The following is a 17,705-nucleotide window of genomic DNA, read 5'->3' on the forward strand; positions in this document are numbered from 1 at the left end:
GTGTCTTCGGGGTAGGGCCGGCCCTACCCCCCTGCGACCATGGACACCGGAAGCGGCGTACGCGCGAGGAGGCGGGGACCATGTCAGCGGGGCACTCGGAGGCAGGTGCCGTGGAGCGGGCGTTCGCCGCCGCTCTGTACGCGCGGGACGACACGGCCCTCGACACCGGTGCCTCGCTCCTGGCCGCCGACCCGGGCGCGGACGCCGAGCTGGCGCGGCGCGGTGAGGAGTTCGTGCGCCGGGCGTGGCAGCGCGGCTGGCAGCCGGCCGATGTGGTCCGGCTCGTACGCCGGGACCTGGACGAGCACCACGTACGGCTGGTGTCGGGGCTGATCGCCGCCGAGACGGGCCGGTACGAGCGGCTGCCGCCCCGGTGGGCCGCGCAGCTCGCCGAGCTCGGTGACACCGGCTGGCGCGCGGACCGCTTCTCGTACGCCACGGCCGTGCTGGAGCTGTACCGGCTGCTCGCCCGCCTCCCCGCGCTCGAACCCGTCGGCCCTGTACCGGGTGCCTCACCCCTGCACTCCGCGCCCGCGCACGGCGAGCCGCGGATGCTGGCCCGGATCCGGGCGCTGCTGGCCAAGGCGGAGGCGACCGGCTACCCGGAGGAGGCCGAGGCGCTGACCGCGAAGGCACAGGAGCTGATGGCGCGCCACAGCCTGGACGAGGCCGCCCTCGCGGCCCGCACGCACAGCCCGGACGAGCCCGCCGCGGTTCGGATCGGCGTCGAGGCGCCGTACGAGACGGCCAAGGCGATCCTGCTGGACGCGGTGGCGTCGGCGAACCGCTGCCGGGCGGTGTGGAACGAGGCGTTCGGCTTCTCGACCGTCGTCGGCTTCGAGCCGGACCTGGAGGTCGTCGAGTTGTTGTACACCTCGCTGCTGGTCCAGGGGACGGGCGCGATGACCAAGGCGGAGGCGGAACAGAGGAAGGGTGGACGGAAGCGTACGAAGACGTTTCGTCAGTCGTTCCTGCTGGCGTACGCCCACCGCCTCGGCGACCGGCTCGCGTCCACCTCCCGCCGGGTCACCGCCGAGGAGCCGACCCTGTTGCCGGTCCTCGCGGCCCGGGACGTGGCGGTCACGGCACGGGCGGACCGGATGTTCCCCGAGACGACCACCACGCGCGTGCGGGGCGCCGTGGACGAGGCGGGCTGGCACCACGGGACGGCGGCGGCGGACCGGGCGCGGACGGATCACGGGCGGGCGCGTGGCCCCGAGCGGGGGCGGCTGCCGGAGTAGCCGTTGTCCGGGAGCGTCTCCCGTGCGGCTCCACGGACGTCACCCGGGCGTCACCCGGGCGTCTCGGCCTTGCCGAGCGTGTCCTTCGCGCCGCCGGTCCAGGTGACGACCAGCTTGCCCCGGGCGGCCCTGGCGGCGCCCTCCGTGCGGGCGGTGTATCCGTCGCCGCAGGTCAGGCTGAGCGTGACGGTGTCCGTGCCCCGGGCGGTGCCCTGGCAGACGTGCGCGTCGGCCAGTACCAGGGCGTGGCCCTTCTTGATGGTGACGCTGACGGGTCTGCCGTCCGTGAGCCCCACCCAGGACCCGTCCGCGGCACCGGTGGTGACGGGTGGTGCGACCGGGGACGGGGTGGGGCCGCTGACGGCCGGGGTGGCGCCGGCGGCAGGCGCTGCGCCTGCGCGGGCTTCACCGGTGGGTCGCTGGTCGCGGCCGCCGCCGCAGCCGGCCAGCGCGAGCAGGGCGGTGACACCCGCCGCCGCGACGAACCCGGTACGTACGAGCCTGCGCGCGTTCACGCCACGTCTCCCCAACGTCGGTGCCGGAAACGCGCGCCAAGCTACCAGCCGGTAGGGCCGGCTACCAGGACGACTTGGTGACCCCGGGCAGGAACCCGGCGTGCGCCTGCTGTCGCACGTTCACCCGGGAGAGCCCGAACCGCCTCAGGTGGCCGCGCGGGCGGCCGTCCACGCTGTCGCGGTTGCGGACGCGCGTGGGGCTGGCGTCGCGCGGCTGGCGGCGCAGTTCGGCCTGGGCGGCGAGCCGCTCGGCCTCGGGGGTGCCGGGGTGCCGGATCAGCTCCTTCAGCTCCGCGCGCCGGGCGGCGTACCGCTCGACGACCTCCTTGCGCCGCTCATTGCGGGCGATCTTGCTCTTCTTGGCCATCAGACCTTCACCCCCCGGGCGCGGATCCGGGCCACGGCGGCCTCGATCCCGATCGAGTCGACGGTCTTGATGCCCTTGGTGGACAGGGTGAGCCGGACGTACCGGCCCTCGCTGGGCAGCCAGTAGCGCTTGCGCTGGATGTTGGGGTCGAAGCGGCGGGACGTACGCCGGTGCGAGTGCGAGATGCGGTTGCCGAAGCCCGGCTGGGCGCCGGTCAGCTGGCAGTGGGCGGACAAGGTGACCTACCTCTCTGGACACTGTCTTGGTAATGGAAACCATTTCCATTTACTCTACCCCCATGGCCCGCAACGAACTCCGACCGGTCATCAAGCTCCGGTCCACCGCCGGCACCGGCTACACCTACGTGACCCGCAAGAACCGCCGTAACGACCCCGACCGCATGACGCTGCGCAAGTACGACCCGGTCGTCGGGCGGCACGTCGACTTCCGAGAGGAGCGCTGAGGCGCACCATGAAGCCCGGAATCCACCCCCCGTACGAGCCCGTCGTCTTCCGTGACAAGGCGGGCGGCTTCGCCTTCCTCACCCGGTCGACCGCCACCAGCGACAAGACGGTCGAATGGGAGGACGGCAACACCTACCCCGTCATCGACGTCGAGATCTCGTCCGCGAGCCACCCCTTCTACACGGGCCACGCGCGCGTGCTGGACACCGCGGGCCGCGTAGAGCGGTTCGAGCAGCGGTACGGCCGGCGACGCGAGGGACGCTGATGCTGTCCGTCGCTCTCGTCGGCGGGCTGCACTCCGACGCCCGCACGGCCGCCGTCGACCGGCTGCTCGCCACCGTTCCCGGCAGCGTCGCGCTCCACCACGACCTGGCGGCCGCCGCCGAACGGGGCACGGTCACCCGTACCGTGCGCGACACGACCGGTGTCCTGTCGACGGACGAGACACCGCTGGTCAACGACTGCGCGTGCTGCGCGCTGCGCGAGGACCTGGTGCCGGAGCTGGAACGGCTCGCCGGCGCCGGGCTGACGCGGCTCGCGGTGGTCGAGCTGTGGGACTCGGTCGAACCCAAGGCGATGGCCGAGGTCGTCGCGGCGGCCGGGCTGACGGTCAGCTCCGTGATCACCGCCGTCGACCCGGCGCTGCTGCTGCCCTACCTCGGCAACGGCGACGACCTGAAGGAGGCGGGGCTGGCCGCGGCCGCCACCGACCAGCGCACGGTCGCCGACACCTGGGCGCGTCAGCTGGAGTACGCGCCGGTCCTCGCCGTCCTGGACAACCCGGACGCCGACGACGAGGACCGCGCGCTCCTGGCTCAGCTCCACCCGACGGCCCACCGGGTGACCCTGCCCGACGGGGACCTGGCCGCCGCCGCGCTGGCGGGGTTCGACGTCGAGGCGGCGGCGGCCGCACAGCACCCCGCCTGTGCGCTGCTGCCCCAGGAGGCGGACGCGCACGGCGTCGGCACCTATGTGTGGCACCGCCGCCGCCCGTTCCACCCGGAGCGGCTGTACGCGGCACTGGAGGACCTGTGCTGTGCGGCGGCGCGCAGCCGGGGGCGGTTCTGGCTGGCCGACCGGCCGGACACGCTGCTGGCGTGGGACGCGGCGGGCGGCGCCCTGTGCGTCGAGCCCGCCGGGCCGTGGCTCGCCTCGCTGCCGGACGCCGCCTGGGAGATGGTCCCGCCGGTGCGCCGGGCGGCGGCCGCGCTGGACTGGGACCCCGAGCACGGGGACTGCTGCCAGCACCTGGTCTTCACCTCGCCCGGCCTGGACCGGGAGGGGCTCGCCGAGCTCCTCGACTCCTGCCTGCTCACCGACGCGGAGTTCGCCGCGGGCCGCGAGGCCTGGAAGCGGCTCCCGCCCGCCTTCGACGCCCTCCTGGAGGTCTGACCCCCATGTCCCCCCGACACTCGGCCGACCGCAAGCCCGCCAAGTCCCGCCCCAATCCCCTCGACCGCGACGGCGTCACGTACATCGACTACAAGGACACCGACCTGCTGCGGAGGTTCATCTCCGACCGTGGCAAGATCCGCAGCCGCCGGGTGACGCGGGTGTCGGCGCAGCAGCAGCGGCAACTGGCCCGCGCGATCAAGAACGCGCGCGAGATGGCCCTGCTGCCGTACTCCTCGTCGGCGCGCTGACGGTCCTCGCGTACGCACATTCGACCAAAGGCCCTCCTTCCCGGAGGGCCTTTTCGTATGTCGTGGAGGAAGGGAGGGAGCCATTACGGCCGCTCGTACGTCTCTTATGGCGTACGGGGCAGTAGCAACGCGCTTGTAACCACAGGAACACCCCGCGTGCACGTGCATCTGCACGCGCACCTGCGCGGGATTCACCGCTATGATCCCGATAGTTGACACCTGCAACATGTATCTCGGGGAGCGTCCTGTGCACTACGTGTACAACGGCATGGCGGCCACGGAGCTTCACGGCGTCGTATGGCAGAAGAGCAGGCACAGCAACTCGCAGGGCTCGTGCGTGGAGTTCGCCAAACTGCCCGGCGGGGATGTCGCCGTACGCAATTCACGGCACCCGGACGGCCCGGCGCTGGTCTACACGCCGGCCGAGATCGAGGCCATGCTGCTGGGCGTCAAGGACGGCGAGTTCGACCACCTGATAGCCGGCTGAGCCGGACCGGATCCGCCGGATTCCGGGCCACGGCCGCGGGACCCGGGCACGACCGCGAGGCGCCGCCGGAAAGGCGGCGCCTCGATGGCGTCGGGTCCACGCTCTCGCTGTCTACGGCTTCTGCGGCGTGTCCGAGAGGCGGAACAGGGCCCAGACCACCTTGCCGTGCAGCGTGCCGGCCAGCGGGTGCCAGCCCCAGCTGTCACTGAAGGACTCGACCAGGAACAGCCCCCGGCCCGACTCGGCCGCGAAGTCCTCCTCCGACTCGCGCGTCGCGGGGCTGTCCGGGCTCGGGTCGCGCACCGCGCACACCAGACGGCTCGCCCAGCGCATCAGATGCAGCCGTACGGGCGGGTCGTGCGGGGCGTCACGGGGCGTGTCGGCGGGCAGGGCGTGCCGGAGCGCGTTGGTGACGAGTTCGGAGACGACCAGTGCGACGTCGTCGAACCGGTCGGTGAGGTCCCACTGGGCCAGTGTCGTGCTGGTGAACTTCCGTGCGCCGCGCACCGCTTCATAGCGGGCGGGCAGTGCGCACGAGGCGGAACTGGAGACGGAAGCGGCGTCGATCGGCGGAAGCCCCTGCCTTAAAGGCTCGAGCATGGTCGATCCATTCGTCCCCATGCGAGGCACTCCCGGGATTCGCGGCTGTGGTGCGACAACACGAACGACTACGCAGGTGCGCGGGGTCCATGGTTCCGAATGGGACCACCTGATGCAAGGGCAGATGCACGTGCACGCGCCGGGTCTGTACCGTCTCGCACCGGTTGCTGCGCATATCTTCCCCCCATGACTTTCACCGGAGGCACGGTCAAGAGGGCGTGACTCGGTCAAGGCTTCGTCTTTGCGTAACCGGGCGAGTACGCGGTGAAGCGTTTTGGTGGCAGAATCCGCCGTCTCGGGGCTCGGGGGTGCTCCGTCGTACACATCAGCGATGGGGAGGGTTGGAGACGTGACCGCAAGTGAATCGAGCGGTTCCGTGGTGCGGCGCATCCTGCTGGGCTCGCAGCTGCGGCGGCTGCGTGAGTCGCGCGGCATCACCCGTGAGGCCGCCGGCTACTCGATCCGGGCGTCCGAATCCAAGATCAGCCGTATGGAGTTGGGCAGGGTGAGCTTCAAGGCGAGGGACATCGAGGACCTGCTCACGCTGTACGGCGTCACGGACGACACCGAACGCGAATCCCTCCTCGGCCTCGCCCGCGAGGCCAACGTCACCGGCTGGTGGCACAGTTACGGCGACGTGCTCCCCGGCTGGTTCCAGACCTACATCGGGCTGGAGGGCGCCGCCTCCCTCATCCGTATCTATGAAGTGCAGTTCGTGCACGGCCTGTTGCAGACGGAGGCGTACGCGCACGCCGTCGTCACCCGCGGCATGCCGGACGCCGCCCGGGCCGAGATCGACCGGCGCGTCGCGCTGCGCCTGGAGCGCCAGAAGATCCTCGTCTCCGAGCGGGCCCCGCGGTTCCATGCCGTTCTCGACGAGGCCGCGCTGCGCCGCCCGTACGGGGACCGGGCCGTGATGCGCGACCAGCTCAAGCACCTGATCGAGGTCTCCGAGCAGCCCAACGTCACGCTGCAGGTCATGCCGTTCAGCTTCGGCGGCCACGCGGGCGAGAGCGGCGCGTTCACCATGCTGCGGTTCCCCGAGTCCGACCTCTCCGACATCGTCTACCTGGAGCAGCTGACGAGCGCGCTGTACCTCGACAAGCGCGAAGAAGTGGCCCAGTACGAGCGGGTGATGAAGCGGCTGCATCAGGACAGCCCGGGCCCCGAGGAAAGCCGCGACCTTCTCCGAGGTCTCCTCCAACTCACGTGACCCGCCAGTAGGATGACGTCCCATCAAACACCTGTATGAGCTTGCGCGCCCTCGGGAAGGGATGGCATGTCCTACTTCACAGACCTGGCCCTGCAGTACATAGACGGTGAGTGGCGGGCCGGTGGCGGCTCGTGGGACATCATCGACTTCAACCCGTACAACGAGGAGAAGCTCGCCTCCATAACCGTGGCCACGGTCGAGGAGATAGACCAGGCCTACCGGGCGGCCGAACGGGCACAGCGCGCGTGGGCGGACACCAATCCGTACACCCGCCGCGCCGTTTTCGAGCGGGCGCTGCGACTCATCGAGGAGCGCGAGGCCGAGATCACCGAGGCGATCATCGCCGAACTCGGCGGTACGCGGGCCAAGGCCGGTTTCGAGCTCCACCTGGCCAAGGAGTTCATGCGCGAGGCGGTCAACCTGGCCCTGCGCCCCGAGGGCCGCATCCTCCCCTCGCCGGTCGACGGCAAGGAGAACCGCCTCTACCGAGTGCCGGTCGGCGTCGTCGGGGTCATCAGCCCGTTCAACTTCCCCTTCCTGCTCTCGATCAAGTCCGTCGCCCCGGCGCTCGCCCTCGGCAACGCGGTCGTCCTCAAGCCCCACCAGAACACGCCGATCCTCGGCGGCGCGCTGGTCGCGAAGATCTTCGAGGACGCCGGGCTCCCGGCCGGCCTGCTCAACGTCGTGATCACCGACATCGCGGAGATCGGTGACGCGCTGATCGAGCACCCGGTGCCCAAGGTCATCTCGTTCACCGGATCCGACCGGGTCGGCCGGCACGTGGCCACGGTCTGCGCCGCCAACTTCAAGCGGTGCGTGCTGGAGCTCGGCGGCAACAGCGCACTCATCGTGCTGGACGACGCGGACATCGACTATGCGGTCGACGCGGCCGTCTTCAGCCGGTTCGTGCACCAGGGGCAGGTGTGCATGGCGGCCAACCGGGTGCTGGTCGACCGGGCGGTGGAGCGGGAGTTCACCGAGAAGTTCGTCGCCAAGGTCCGCACCCTGAAGGCCGGTGACCCCGCCGATCCGGCCACCCACATCGGTCCCCTCATCAACGCCTCCCAGGCCGAGGCGGTGACCACGCTCGTCGAGCAGACCGTCGAGGCCGGTGCGACGGCGCTGGTGCACGGCACCGCCGAGGGCAACGTCGTGACGCCGACCGTGCTGACCGGCCTGCCCGACGACTCCCCCGTCCTGGGCCAGGAGATCTTCGGGCCCGTCGTGATGCTCGTCCCCTTCGACGGGGAGGAGGAGGCGGTACGGATCGCCAACGACACCCCGTACGGCCTCAGCGGCGCCGTCCACACGGGTGATGTCGAGCGTGGCGTACGGGTCGCCCGGGGCATCCACACCGGCATGATCCACATCAACGACGCCACCGTCCACGACGAGCCGATCGTTCCGTTCGGCGGCGAGAAGCACTCGGGCGTGGGGCGGCTGAACGGCGAGGCGACGGTGGACGCCTTCACCACCTACAAGTGGATCTCCATCCAGCACGGCCGGAGCCGCTTCCCCTTCTGAGGACCCCTGCTCCGGGGACCTCCGCCGCGTGAAGACGGCGTGACTCGGACGCGAGTCGGGCGCGAGTCGGGCTCGATTCCGCGCGAGTTGAGGACAGAGCCTGACCGCAAGGGTCCGTAGGTTGGTTGTCGTAAGGCACCGACCGGAAAGGCGGACCAGGTCATGGTCACTCACGTTCCCGCAGAGGCTCACGGCGACGAGCGCGGCGCGCTGCTCAACTTCATCGAGGCGCAGCGCGGCGCGGTCCGCCGTTCGGTGCTCGGACTGACCGACGAGCAGGCCGCGTCCCGCCCCAGCGCGAGCGAGCTGTCGCTGTCGGGTCTGGTCAAGCACGTCGCCGAGACGGAGCTGGCCTGGCTGCGGCTGGCCCAGCAGCGGCCCAACGAGAAGCAGCGCACCGAGGAGAACTGGGCCGACAGCTTCCGGCTGGTGGACGACGAGTCGGTCAAGGGCGTGCTGGCGTTCTGGGACGCGGTGGCCGAGGAGACGGAGGAGTTCCTGCGGACGGTGCCGAGCCTGGACGACACCTTCCCGCTCCCGGACGCGCCCTGGTACCCGAAGGACGCCCGCGTCTCGATGCGGTGGCTGGGCATGCACCTCGTCGAGGAGATCGCCCGGCACGCCGGCCACGCCGACATCGTCCGTGAGTCGCTGGACGGCAAGAGTGCCTTCGATCTGATCGCCCTGGAGCACGCCTGACGGTCACCGCCCGCACCGCCTGCGTACCCTGGTCAAAGTTGACTACGAAGGGTGTGTGGGAGATGTCGGCGATCCGGCTGCTGGTTCTGGGGGCCGTGCGCCAGCACGGGCGGGCGCACGGCTACCAGGTCCGCAACGACCTGGAGTTCTGGGGCGCGCACGAGTGGTCCAACGCCAAACCCGGCTCGATCTACCACGCCCTCAAGCAGATGGCCAAGCAGGGGCTGCTGCACGCCCACGAGACCGCGCCGAGCACGGCCGGCGGCCCGCCCCGCACCGAGTACGAGATCACCGACAAGGGCACCGAGGAGTACTTCGCGCTGCTGCGCGAGTCGCTGACCACCCATGACCAGAAGACGGACGTCCTGTCCGCGGGGGTCGGCTTCATCGTCGACCTGCCGCGCGAGGAGGCCGTCGCGCTCCTCCGACAGCGGATCGAGGGGCTGGAGCGCTGGCGGGCGAGCGTCACGGAGTACTACACCCCCGAGGACGGGCCGGAGGCGCTCGGCCACATCGGCGAGATCATGAACATGTGGGTGCACTCGGCCGACGCGGGCGCCGCGTGGACCCGCGGACTGATCGAGCGCATCGAGGGCGGGGCGTACACCTTCGCGGGGGAGGGCGAGCCGTTCGTGGGCGTGCTGGCGGAGGGCCAGGAGAACCCGTACGCGACGGGGACGGCGCACCCGGAGGACGTCCGGTAGCCGGCTCGCCGGTCGTCCCGCCGGCGGCGCGGAACTTCGGCCGGCCGAGCCGCTGACGGGTCGGGGCCCGCGGTGCTTCCATGACGGCACGGTCCGCCACGGACCGGCCGGAGGGCGGGGGGCGGCTCCATGCGCGGACGTGCACGCGTGACCGGGACGGTGGCGGCGACGGCGCTGTCGGCGTCACTCGTGGCCGGAGGCTGTACGGGGCAGGAGGCGCGGCCGTCGCCGACGCCACCCCCGTCGGCGACCCCGGGACCGGCGTTGCCCCGCATCCCGTCGGCTCCCGGCCTGCCCGGCTGGTCGCACAGCCCCGGATTCGCCGCCGACGGGAGCGGGTTCGCCCTGCTCGCCCAGTGCGTCGAGGACGAGACCGCCCCGGAGAACGGCTTCTGCCGCCAGCACGTCGCGGTGCTCGACCGGGGCGCGGACCGGTGGGTGCTGCGGACCTCTCCGCTGCCCGAGGTACGCGGCGTGGGCGTCACCGCCACGCTCACGGTGCTGGGCCCGGGCCGCGCCCTGATCCACGAGGGCAGCGAGCGGCATCCGCTGCGCACCTGGTTCACGAAGGACGGCGGCCGGTCCTGGCGGGCCGGTGACCTGCGGGCGGCGGGCACGGCCGACACGATCCCCCCAGGCGCGGTGCTGTCCACCCGGTGCGCCGGGCCGGACGGGCCGCTCGTGCAGGAGTGCGACGAACCGCGGCTGGTGGCGATCTCGCCCGAGGACGGGAAGGTCCGGTTCCTGGCGCGGCAGCCGGGGCTCGGCCGGCACCGCGCGCCGGCGGGCGAGGCCCAGCCCGACGGATCCTGGTGGCTGTCGGGCGTCGAACCCCGCTCGGGCCGCACGGCCGTCGCCGTGACGCGGGACGCCGGCCGGACATGGACGGTGAGCAGGCTGCCCAGCCCCTCCGCCGGTCCCGCGTGGCGCATCGCGGTCACCGTCGGCCCGGACGCGGTGTACGCCGCGGAGGGCGGCGAGCTCGGGGGCGGGGAACAGGTCAGGAACCCGCTGCGCGCCCTGCACCGCTCCCGGGACGGCGGCCGGACCTGGACGCGGGTGTGGACGAGCGGCCCGGGGCGCGAGCCCCGCACGCTCACGGGCGTCGTGGTCGCCGGGCCGGGCGGCCGGCTGACCGTGCACGGGGAGCGGAGCACGTACACCAGCGGTGACGGCGGCCGTACCTTCAGGGAGGCGGGCCCCGGCACGTACCACGTCACCCGCGGCCCGCTGGGGTACCTGCGGTCCGCCGGTTCCGGCTGCGCGTACGGGGTGTCGCCCGACGGGGTGCGCTGGGTGACCTTCCGGCTGGCCTGCGAGGACTGAAGGGGACCTGGGCCGAGGGGGACTTGCACCTCACGTCGGGTGAGGACCCAGCCTGGTGTGCGTACCGAGAAGAAGGGAGCGGAGAGCCATGAGCTACTCCGTGGGACAGGTCGCCGCTTTCGCCCACGTCACGGTGCGGACGCTGCACCACTACGACGAAATCGGCCTGCTCTCCCCGAGCGGCCGCAGCCACGCGGGCCACCGGCGTTACGACGACGCCGACCTCGACCGGCTGCAGCGGATCCTGTTCTACCGGGAGCTGGGCTTCCCGCTCGACCAGGTCGCGGCCCTCCTCGACGATCCCGACGCGGACCCGCGCGAGCACCTGCGGCGCCAGCACGAACTGCTGACCACGCGGATCGCCGAACTGCAGAAGATGGCCGAGGCCGTCGAACACGCCATGGAGGCGAAGAAGATGGGCATCAACCTCACGCCCGAGGAGAAGTTCGAAGTGTTCGGGGACCACGACCCCGACCAGTACGCCGAGGAGGCGGAGCAGCGCTGGGGCGGCACCGACGCCTACCGGGAGTCCCAGCGCCGTACCGCGCGCTACACCAAGGCCGACTGGCAGCGCCTGAAGGACGAGGCCACCGAGTGGGGCGCCCGCTACCAGGCCCTGATGTCGGAGGGCGAGCCGCCGACGAGCGAGCGGGCGATGGACCTGGCCGAGGAACACCGGCAGCAGATCGTCCGGTGGCACTACGACTGCACCTACGAGATCCACCGGGGCCTCGCGGACATGTACGTGTCGGACAAGCGCTTCACGGCCTATTACGAGGCCATGGCCCCCGGCCTCGCCGAACACCTCCACGCCGCCATCCACGCCAACGCGGCCCGCCACTCGTAAGCGGCCGGCCGCTCTCGGGGCCCGGATCCCGGGGGCGGGGGGCAGGGAAGGGGACGTGGAACCGGGTGGGGGGTGGAAGCGTTGATAGCTTTGGGCAGCCGTCCCCCGCCCACCGACCCAGGAGCCCCGGAACCCGTGAATACGCTTGCGCTCGGACCGAGCTGGCTGGACCCGGACTACCTCATCGAGACCTTCGGCCTCATCGGCGTCCTGGTCATCGTCTTCGCCGAGTCCGGACTGCTGATCGGTTTCTTCCTCCCCGGTGACTCGCTGCTGTTCACCACGGGGCTGCTGGTCACCACCGGCGTGCTCGACACCCCGCTGTGGCTGGTGTGCACCCTGGTCGTGCTGTCCGCGATCATCGGCGACCAGGTGGGTTACCTCTTCGGCCGCAAGGTCGGACCGGCCCTCTTCAAGCGCCCGGACTCCCGCCTCTTCAAGCAGGAGAACGTGGAGAAGGCCCATGAGTTCTTCGAGAAGCACGGCCCCAAGTCGCTGATCCTGGCCCGGTTCGTCCCGATCGTGCGGACGTTCACGCCGATCATCGCCGGTGTGAGCCGGATGAACTACCGCTCGTTCATCACCTTCAACGTCATCGGCGGTGTCCTGTGGGGCGCCGGTGTGACGCTGCTCGGGGCCTCGCTCGGCAAGATCGAGTTCGTCCACAAGAACATCGAGCCCATCCTCATCCTCATCGTGCTGATCTCGGTCGTCCCGATCGTGATCGAGTACCTGCGGGCCCGCTCCCAGAAGAAGAAGGAGCCGGTCGCCGAGGACGGCGCGCCCTCGGCCCCGCGCGGGCGGCACGCCAAGCGCTGACCGCTCAGGCGGGCGACTCCCGCTCGTCCGGCTCGCGCTCGTCCCGCTGGTCCGGTTCCTGCTCGTCCGGCTCCTCCTCCGCCGCGGCCGTCATCGTGCGGACCAGCGGCGACAGGGCCGTACCGAGCAGGGTCGCCGCGGCGATCGAGCTCAGCGCGATGCCCCAGCCGACCGGCCCGAGCGGGGTGCAGCCGAAGAACTGGCTGACTCCCGGCGTCTGGATCACGGCGGCCAGCACCGCCGCCGAACCCAGACTCGCGGCCAGCACGTTCCGGTCGAGACCGCCCGTCGCGAGGGTCTGGGCCAGCTGCGTACCGACGACCGCGGCGAGCGCCACCGTGCCCGCCCGCCTGCTGCGGCCGGTCAGGCGGGCACCGGTCCACGCCAGCCCCGCCCCGGTGGCGGTGATGGCGCCGCGCAGCAGCATCTCGTGGGTGAGCGCGCTGCCCAGCGAGCGGCTCGGGCCCTCCGCCAGGAGCCGTTGCGCCGCCTGGCCGGCCGGCTCCCGCACGGCGATGGCCAGTGAGGGCGCCAGGTCGGTCAGCAGGTTGACCAGCATGATCTGCCGGGCGTTCAGCGGTGTGGCGCCGGTCAGCGTGGAGACCAGCACGCTGAACGTGACCTCGCCGAGGTTGCCGCCGATGAGGATGCCCAGCGCGGCCCGCACCGACGCCCACATGGACCGGCCCTCCATCAGCGCCGAGACGATCGTCTCCAGCCGGTCGTCGCTGACCACCAGGTCCGCGGCCGCCGTCGCGGACGGGGTGCCGCGCCGCCCGAGCGCGATGCCGATGTCGGCGAGCCGGATGGCGGGCGCGTCGTTGGCGCCGTCGCCGGTCATCGCGACGACCCGGCCGACGCGCTGGTACGCCTGGACGATCCGGACCTTGTGGTGCGGACTGCACCGGGCGATGACGTCCACGGTCGGCAGGAGCGCGTCCAGCTCGTCGTCGCTCAGCTCGTCCAGCTCGGCGCCCGTACAGACCTTCGGGTCGGTGACCTCGCTGATGGTGGACGCGATGGCGTCGGCGGTGGCCGGGTGGTCACCGGTGAGCATCACGGTGTGCACGCCCGCCTCCCGCAGCCGCGCCGTCGCGGGCGCGGCGCCCGCACGGACCGGGTCCGCCAGCGTGACGAACCCCAGGAAGGTCAGGTTCCGCACGCTGTCGTCGGTGAGGTCCTCGCCGGTGTCCATCCGGCGCTCCGCCACCGCCAGCACACGTCGCCCGGCGCCCGCCAGCTCCTCCGCCGCCGCGTTCAGCCCCGCGATCCCCTCGTCGTCGAGCGCTTGCGGCCGGCCGTCGGGCGTCCGGCGCCGGGCACAGCGGGCCAGGACGTTCTCGGGCGCGCCCTTCACACTCAGCAGCGGGCCGTGCGCGGTCTGCCCGGACGTGGCGTGGTAGGGGCGGGACGGCTCGAACGGCAGCGTGTCCAGCCTCCGCCAGCGTGCCGCCGCCTGCCGCACGGACACCTTGGCGCTGCGCGCCCCGGCCGTCACGGCGCGGTCGGTCTGGTGGGCCATGGGCTCGGCCTGCCGGGCGGGCGGGGTGGCCCGCAGCGCGGCGGCGAGGACGTCCTTGCGCGGGCCGTCCAGCCGGTCCAGCGGCAGCGCGCCGTCCCCGTCGCTCACGGCTGCCAGCTGCAGCTTGCCCTCCGTGAGCGTTCCGGTCTTGTCGAAGCACAGCACGTCGGCGCGGCCGAGCGCCTCGATGGTCCGCGGGTTGCGGACGAGCGCGCCGACGTCGGCCAGGCGCCGCGCGGCGGCCAGCTGGGCGGCGTTGACGAGGAAGGGCAGCCCTTCGGGTACGGAGGCGACGGCGAGGTTCACCGCGGAGGCGAGGTTGTCGGCGAGGGGCCGCCCGTGCAGCAGGCCCGACGCGGCGACCGCGCCGGCCGATCCGATCGCGATGGGCAGGCTGGACCGGGTGAGCGAGGCGAGCCGGGCCTCCACTCCCGTCTCGGGCGCGGCCTGCCGGGCGGTGGCGAGGCTCCGTCCGACCTCGGTGCTCGAACCGGTCGCCACCACCACGGCCACCGCCCGGCCGGAGGAGACGGTGGTCCCCTCGTAGACCATCGAGCGGCGGCCGGTGATGTCGGTGGCAACCACCGGTGCCGGGTCCTTGTGGACGGCGAGGGACTCACCGGTCAGCGACGACTCGTCGACCTCCAGCCCCTCCGCCTCCAGCAGCCGGCAGTCCGCCGGTACGACGTCCTCGGGCCGCAGCAGGACGATGTCGCCCTCCACCAGGTCGCCGGCCGTCACCAGCCGCTCGCGCCCTCCCCGGCGTACGCGCGCGCCGATGGCCGAGCGGCGGAACAGCTCCTCCAGGGCGCGTTCCGTCCGTACGCGCTGGAAGCCGCCGATGAGCGCGGAGCTGCCCGTGATGGCGGCCACCAGCCCGGCGTCGGTGCGTGAGCCCACGGCGGTGGCGAGGGCGGCACCGCCGGCGAGGACGGGGGTCAGGGGGTTCGCGAGTTCCTCGACGAAGGCGGTCGGCAGGGTGAGGCGGGCGGGCTCGTTGCCGCCGGAACCTCCACCGCGGGTGGCGGCCTCGTCGGCGGTCAGGCCGTCGGCGCCGGTGCGGAGCCGCTCCAGGACCCGGTCGGTGGGCATCAGGTGCCAGGGCACGCTCGTGACGGGCGGGGCGAGGGGCCGGGCGAGGAGCTGCCGGGCGCGCCAGGCGCCCATGCAGAACGCCACGCTCGCGGCGGTCGTCCCGGCCGCCATGCCCCGGGCCGTCGCCTGGGCGGGCGGCGCCTGCAGCGCGGCCACCGCGCCGACACCGCTGCCGCCGGCCGCGAGCACGGCGCTGTCCCGGTCGACGCGGGCCGCCATGCCGACGGCGTCCACGATGATCCCCGCCGATTCGAGGTCGGCGCCGACGATGAGGTGGGCGCCCCAGGCGGGCGGCTCGCCCTCGCGGTGCACGCCGACCCCGCAGTCGGCCACGCCCAGCGCCCGCCGGTTGCCGGACACCAGCAGGATCACCGCGCCGTCGGCCTGGAGGCCGCGTACGGAGGCGACCAGACGCCCGCCCGCCGGGACCACCGCGTCGGCGAAGGTGAACGCCGGGGACTCCCGGTCGGTCGCCAGCACCACCCGCGCCCCCGCCCGGCGGGCGGCGGCGGCGACGGCGTCCGCGCCCGGGGCGGTCTGGGTGGCGAGCCCCGCCACCGCCTGGAGCCGGTGGCCACGCGCCAGGCCGAGTGTCTTCTCGGCACCCCGGCGGCGCAGCTGCCCCTCGGCCTGCCGCCCGGTGCGGCCGGTCAGTTCCAGGTCGTCCAGCGGGCCGAGGATCCAGCCGTCGTCGTCGCGGGCGGTCCGCAGGGGCGCGTCGGAGTCGAACAGCGCGAAGAGCCGCTCCGCGGTCAGCTCGGGGTCGGCGCCGCTGAGCAGCTCCAGGTCCACGGGCTCGTACCGGTCGCTGCGCAGCGCGTCCTCCTCCAGGATCACCGTGTCGACCTGTCCGAGCCTCCGCAGCGCGCTCCGGTCCATGGTGACGACGCCCCGCAGTGCCAGCGCCCGGCCCAGCCGGGTGGCGAAGCCCTCGCGGCCGGCGTCCGGGGCCTTCGGCACGGCGGACAGGGCGACGGCCAGCCCCTTGCGCGGCCCTGCGAACGGGGACGCCAGCGCGCCGGCCGCCAGACCCGCCGCCGTGGCGCGCTCGGCGTACCGGTCGGTGGTGTCCTTGGGCGGCGGACCGGCGCGGTCGACGACGATCGGATCGGCCGAGGCGTCGTCCGGCCCGGTGACGAGCCGGGGCTCGGCCTCGTTCCACGCGGCGCGTTCGGCGGTGGCCTCGCGCCACTGGGCGACCCGTTCGAAGGCGTCCAGGGCGAGGCCGCCGCCCCGGGTGGCCACGCCCTGGGCGAGGGCGCTGACGACGGGCAGTACGGATTCGGCCTGCTCCGCGCTGCTGAGCTCGGCGACCAGGTGGCGCAGCCGCGGGTGGCGCTGGAGGGCGCCCGTGAGCGCCGCCACCTCGGGCGGCAGTCGGAACCAGGGGGCCAGCCGCCGTACGGAGGCGAGGGCCAGCCCCACCGTGTCGGCGGCCAGCGCGGGCACCGACTGGCGGGTGTCGGGGCCCTCGCTCGGGTGGTGCGGTTCGGGGCACCACTCGTCGAACTCGTCGGCGTGCGCGTCGAGCTCTCCTTCCGCGCGCTCGACGAGGGCGACCAGTTCGCGGTCCGACGGTGGCGGTGCGGACACGGCCACGACCACGCGCTCGGACGGCGCGTTCACCCGGGCCCACAGCACGCCCGGATGCTCCTCCAGGGCGCGCTCGACGCGCCGGGCGACCCGGTCGCCGCCCGCCCCGTGCACCCCGTGCACCTCGATGTAGCAGCGCCCGGGCCGCCACCACACGCCGCGCTGCGGCAGCCCCATGAGCTGCGCGGCCACGTCGGCGGCGCCGCGCACGCCGACGGCGACGCCATACGTCACGCCGGACGCCACGGGTCCGAGCAGGTGCAACGGTGACATGGCTGGTTCCTCCGGTCGTCGTCACGTCCGCTTCAGCCGTCCCGGAATGGATACCCTGAAATATGGACAACCTGCCCATACCGCATCCATGGATGTGAGATCTGTGGCCACCTCTCCAGCACCTCGTAAGCGCACCACGACGAAGTCCACCGAGACCAAGCCCACCGACGCGACGGCCGCCGACCAGCAGATGGCGGCGAAGGCGCTCAAGGCACCGGCCCCCGAGCGGAGCGAGGACAAGGCCTCCCCAGGAGGCCGCACGATCAGCTTCACCGTTCCGTCCCTCGACCGGGTCGCGAACGGCGCGGCGAACGCGGCGCTGCTCCCGGTCGCTGCCGCCCGTCAGGTGCTCCCCTCGAAGGGCGGCCTGCCGCTCTACCTCGGCCTCGGGGTCCTGGGCGCGGCCGACGTCATCGAATGGCCCGTCGCCATCGGCATCGGCCTCGGCTACGCCGTCCTCCGCCGCGGCGGCCTGATGTCCCCGGGCTCCACCCGCCCCCGCGCCACTGCGGCCTGACACTCTCCCCGGCCCCGGCCCCGGTCACGGCGGCGGCCGTGCGGCGTGTGCAGGTCGGTTGCGGCCGGCGTTCCGGGTCGGGGCCCCTCCGGGCTCACCTCCTCGCGGTCGGCGGGGTGCCCGAGCACTCTCCTCACCGTTTCGCTCCGCCGATCCGCTGCGGGGGCGACCCTGCACGGCCCCTCCTCGCCGTCTTACAAGAACCACCGGCCCGCACCCGGCGTACGACCGGGGTGTGGCCGTGCAGGGTCGCCCC

Annotated in this window: 19 protein-coding genes; 14 read left to right on the forward strand and 5 right to left on the reverse strand. The window is 73.0% G+C overall.

Translation table 11 applies throughout. From position 1 onward, the window contains the following. Nucleotides 1–80: 80 nt before the first annotated feature. Nucleotides 81–1,241 carry a DUF2786 domain-containing protein gene (locus tag ACZ6C1_RS24075; RefSeq protein WP_469243028.1) on the forward strand — a complete coding sequence of 387 codons (1,161 nt, stop codon included), beginning with the start codon at nt 81–83 and terminating at the stop codon, nt 1,239–1,241. A gap of 50 nt (nt 1,242–1,291) precedes the next feature. Here ACZ6C1_RS24075 and ACZ6C1_RS24080 read toward each other — a convergent pair whose 3' ends face one another. From ACZ6C1_RS24080 to rpmB, 3 genes are all read right to left on the reverse strand, one after another. Continuing rightward, nucleotides 1,292–1,756 carry a hypothetical protein gene (locus tag ACZ6C1_RS24080; RefSeq protein WP_469243026.1) on the reverse strand — a complete coding sequence of 155 codons (465 nt, stop codon included), beginning with the start codon at nt 1,754–1,756 and terminating at the stop codon, nt 1,292–1,294. A 61-nt stretch (nt 1,757–1,817) separates the two neighbouring features. Beyond that, complete coding sequence (rpsN, locus tag ACZ6C1_RS24085; RefSeq protein ID WP_469243024.1) at nt 1,818–2,123, reverse strand: 30S ribosomal protein S14; 306 nt, start codon at nt 2,121–2,123, stop codon at nt 1,818–1,820. Continuing rightward, nucleotides 2,123–2,359 (reverse strand): 50S ribosomal protein L28, encoded by a 237-nt coding sequence (rpmB, locus tag ACZ6C1_RS24090; protein ID WP_469243022.1) that lies wholly within the window; start codon nt 2,357–2,359, stop codon nt 2,123–2,125. Before rpmB ends, rpsN begins: the two co-directional genes overlap by 1 nt. A gap of 62 nt (nt 2,360–2,421) precedes the next feature. Between rpmB and rpmG the strand changes: the two genes are divergently transcribed. The 5 genes from rpmG (at nt 2,422) to ACZ6C1_RS24115 (ending at nt 4,717) form a co-directional block, all read left to right on the forward strand. Next, on the forward strand, nt 2,422–2,586 hold the full coding sequence (rpmG, locus tag ACZ6C1_RS24095; protein WP_003999141.1) for a 50S ribosomal protein L33: 165 nt from the start codon (nt 2,422–2,424) through the stop codon (nt 2,584–2,586). 8 nt (nt 2,587–2,594) lie between these two features. Beyond that, the gene (locus ACZ6C1_RS24100) at nt 2,595–2,852 is read left to right on the forward strand and encodes a type B 50S ribosomal protein L31 (RefSeq protein WP_469243020.1); all 258 of its coding nucleotides are present in this window, start codon (nt 2,595–2,597) and stop codon (nt 2,850–2,852) included. Further along, nucleotides 2,852–3,979, forward strand: coding sequence for a CobW family GTP-binding protein (locus tag ACZ6C1_RS24105; RefSeq protein ID WP_469243018.1), 1,128 nt, complete (start codon nt 2,852–2,854; stop codon nt 3,977–3,979). The genes ACZ6C1_RS24100 and ACZ6C1_RS24105 overlap by 1 nt, the downstream gene beginning before the upstream one ends. Nucleotides 3,980–3,984: 5 nt before the next feature. Beyond that, nucleotides 3,985–4,230 carry a 30S ribosomal protein S18 gene (gene rpsR / locus ACZ6C1_RS24110; RefSeq protein ID WP_469243017.1) on the forward strand — a complete coding sequence of 82 codons (246 nt, stop codon included), beginning with the start codon at nt 3,985–3,987 and terminating at the stop codon, nt 4,228–4,230. A gap of 247 nt (nt 4,231–4,477) precedes the next feature. Then, the gene (locus ACZ6C1_RS24115) at nt 4,478–4,717 is read left to right on the forward strand and encodes a DUF397 domain-containing protein (RefSeq protein WP_469243194.1); all 240 of its coding nucleotides are present in this window, start codon (nt 4,478–4,480) and stop codon (nt 4,715–4,717) included. A gap of 111 nt (nt 4,718–4,828) precedes the next feature. On the opposite strand, the gene ACZ6C1_RS24120 is transcribed toward ACZ6C1_RS24115, so the two are convergent. Beyond that, nucleotides 4,829–5,338 carry an ATP-binding protein gene (locus ACZ6C1_RS24120; RefSeq protein ID WP_469243015.1) on the reverse strand — a complete coding sequence of 170 codons (510 nt, stop codon included), beginning with the start codon at nt 5,336–5,338 and terminating at the stop codon, nt 4,829–4,831. A gap of 310 nt (nt 5,339–5,648) precedes the next feature. On the opposite strand from ACZ6C1_RS24120, the gene ACZ6C1_RS24125 reads away from it, so the two are divergent. From ACZ6C1_RS24125 to ACZ6C1_RS24155, 7 genes are all read left to right on the forward strand, one after another. Further along, nucleotides 5,649–6,530, forward strand: a complete 882-nt coding sequence (locus tag ACZ6C1_RS24125; protein WP_469243014.1) for a helix-turn-helix domain-containing protein — start codon at nt 5,649–5,651, stop codon at nt 6,528–6,530. 66 nt (nt 6,531–6,596) lie between these two features. Further along, on the forward strand, nt 6,597–8,054 hold the full coding sequence (locus ACZ6C1_RS24130) for an aldehyde dehydrogenase family protein (protein WP_469243012.1): 1,458 nt from the start codon (nt 6,597–6,599) through the stop codon (nt 8,052–8,054). A gap of 162 nt (nt 8,055–8,216) precedes the next feature. Beyond that, a complete protein-coding gene (locus ACZ6C1_RS24135; protein ID WP_469243010.1) occupies nt 8,217–8,753 on the forward strand; it encodes a DinB family protein in 537 nt (178 codons plus the stop codon). Between the two features lie 62 nt (nt 8,754–8,815). Further along, nucleotides 8,816–9,457, forward strand: a complete 642-nt coding sequence (locus ACZ6C1_RS24140; protein WP_469243193.1) for a PadR family transcriptional regulator — start codon at nt 8,816–8,818, stop codon at nt 9,455–9,457. 129 nt (nt 9,458–9,586) lie between these two features. Further along, entirely contained in the window at nt 9,587–10,783 is a 1,197-nt protein-coding gene (locus ACZ6C1_RS24145; protein WP_469243008.1) for an exo-alpha-sialidase, read from the forward strand. Nucleotides 10,784–10,871: 88 nt separating this feature from the next. Beyond that, nucleotides 10,872–11,630, forward strand: coding sequence for a MerR family transcriptional regulator (locus ACZ6C1_RS24150; protein ID WP_469243007.1), 759 nt, complete (start codon nt 10,872–10,874; stop codon nt 11,628–11,630). 135 nt (nt 11,631–11,765) lie between these two features. Next, complete coding sequence (locus ACZ6C1_RS24155; RefSeq protein ID WP_469243005.1) at nt 11,766–12,449, forward strand: DedA family protein; 684 nt, start codon at nt 11,766–11,768, stop codon at nt 12,447–12,449. A gap of 4 nt (nt 12,450–12,453) precedes the next feature. Here the strand turns inward: ACZ6C1_RS24155 and ACZ6C1_RS24160 are convergent, their stop codons facing one another. Then, on the reverse strand, nt 12,454–16,932 hold the full coding sequence (locus ACZ6C1_RS24160) for a cation-translocating P-type ATPase (RefSeq protein ID WP_469243004.1): 4,479 nt from the start codon (nt 16,930–16,932) through the stop codon (nt 12,454–12,456). Nucleotides 16,933–17,020: 88 nt separating this feature from the next. Here ACZ6C1_RS24160 and ACZ6C1_RS24165 point away from each other — a divergent pair, with 88 nt between their 5' ends. After that, nucleotides 17,021–17,449 (forward strand): hypothetical protein, encoded by a 429-nt coding sequence (locus tag ACZ6C1_RS24165; protein ID WP_469243003.1) that lies wholly within the window; start codon nt 17,021–17,023, stop codon nt 17,447–17,449. Nucleotides 17,450–17,705: the final 256 nt, after the last annotated feature.

It is taken from the genome of Streptomyces sp. NPDC041796 (assembly GCF_055590785.1).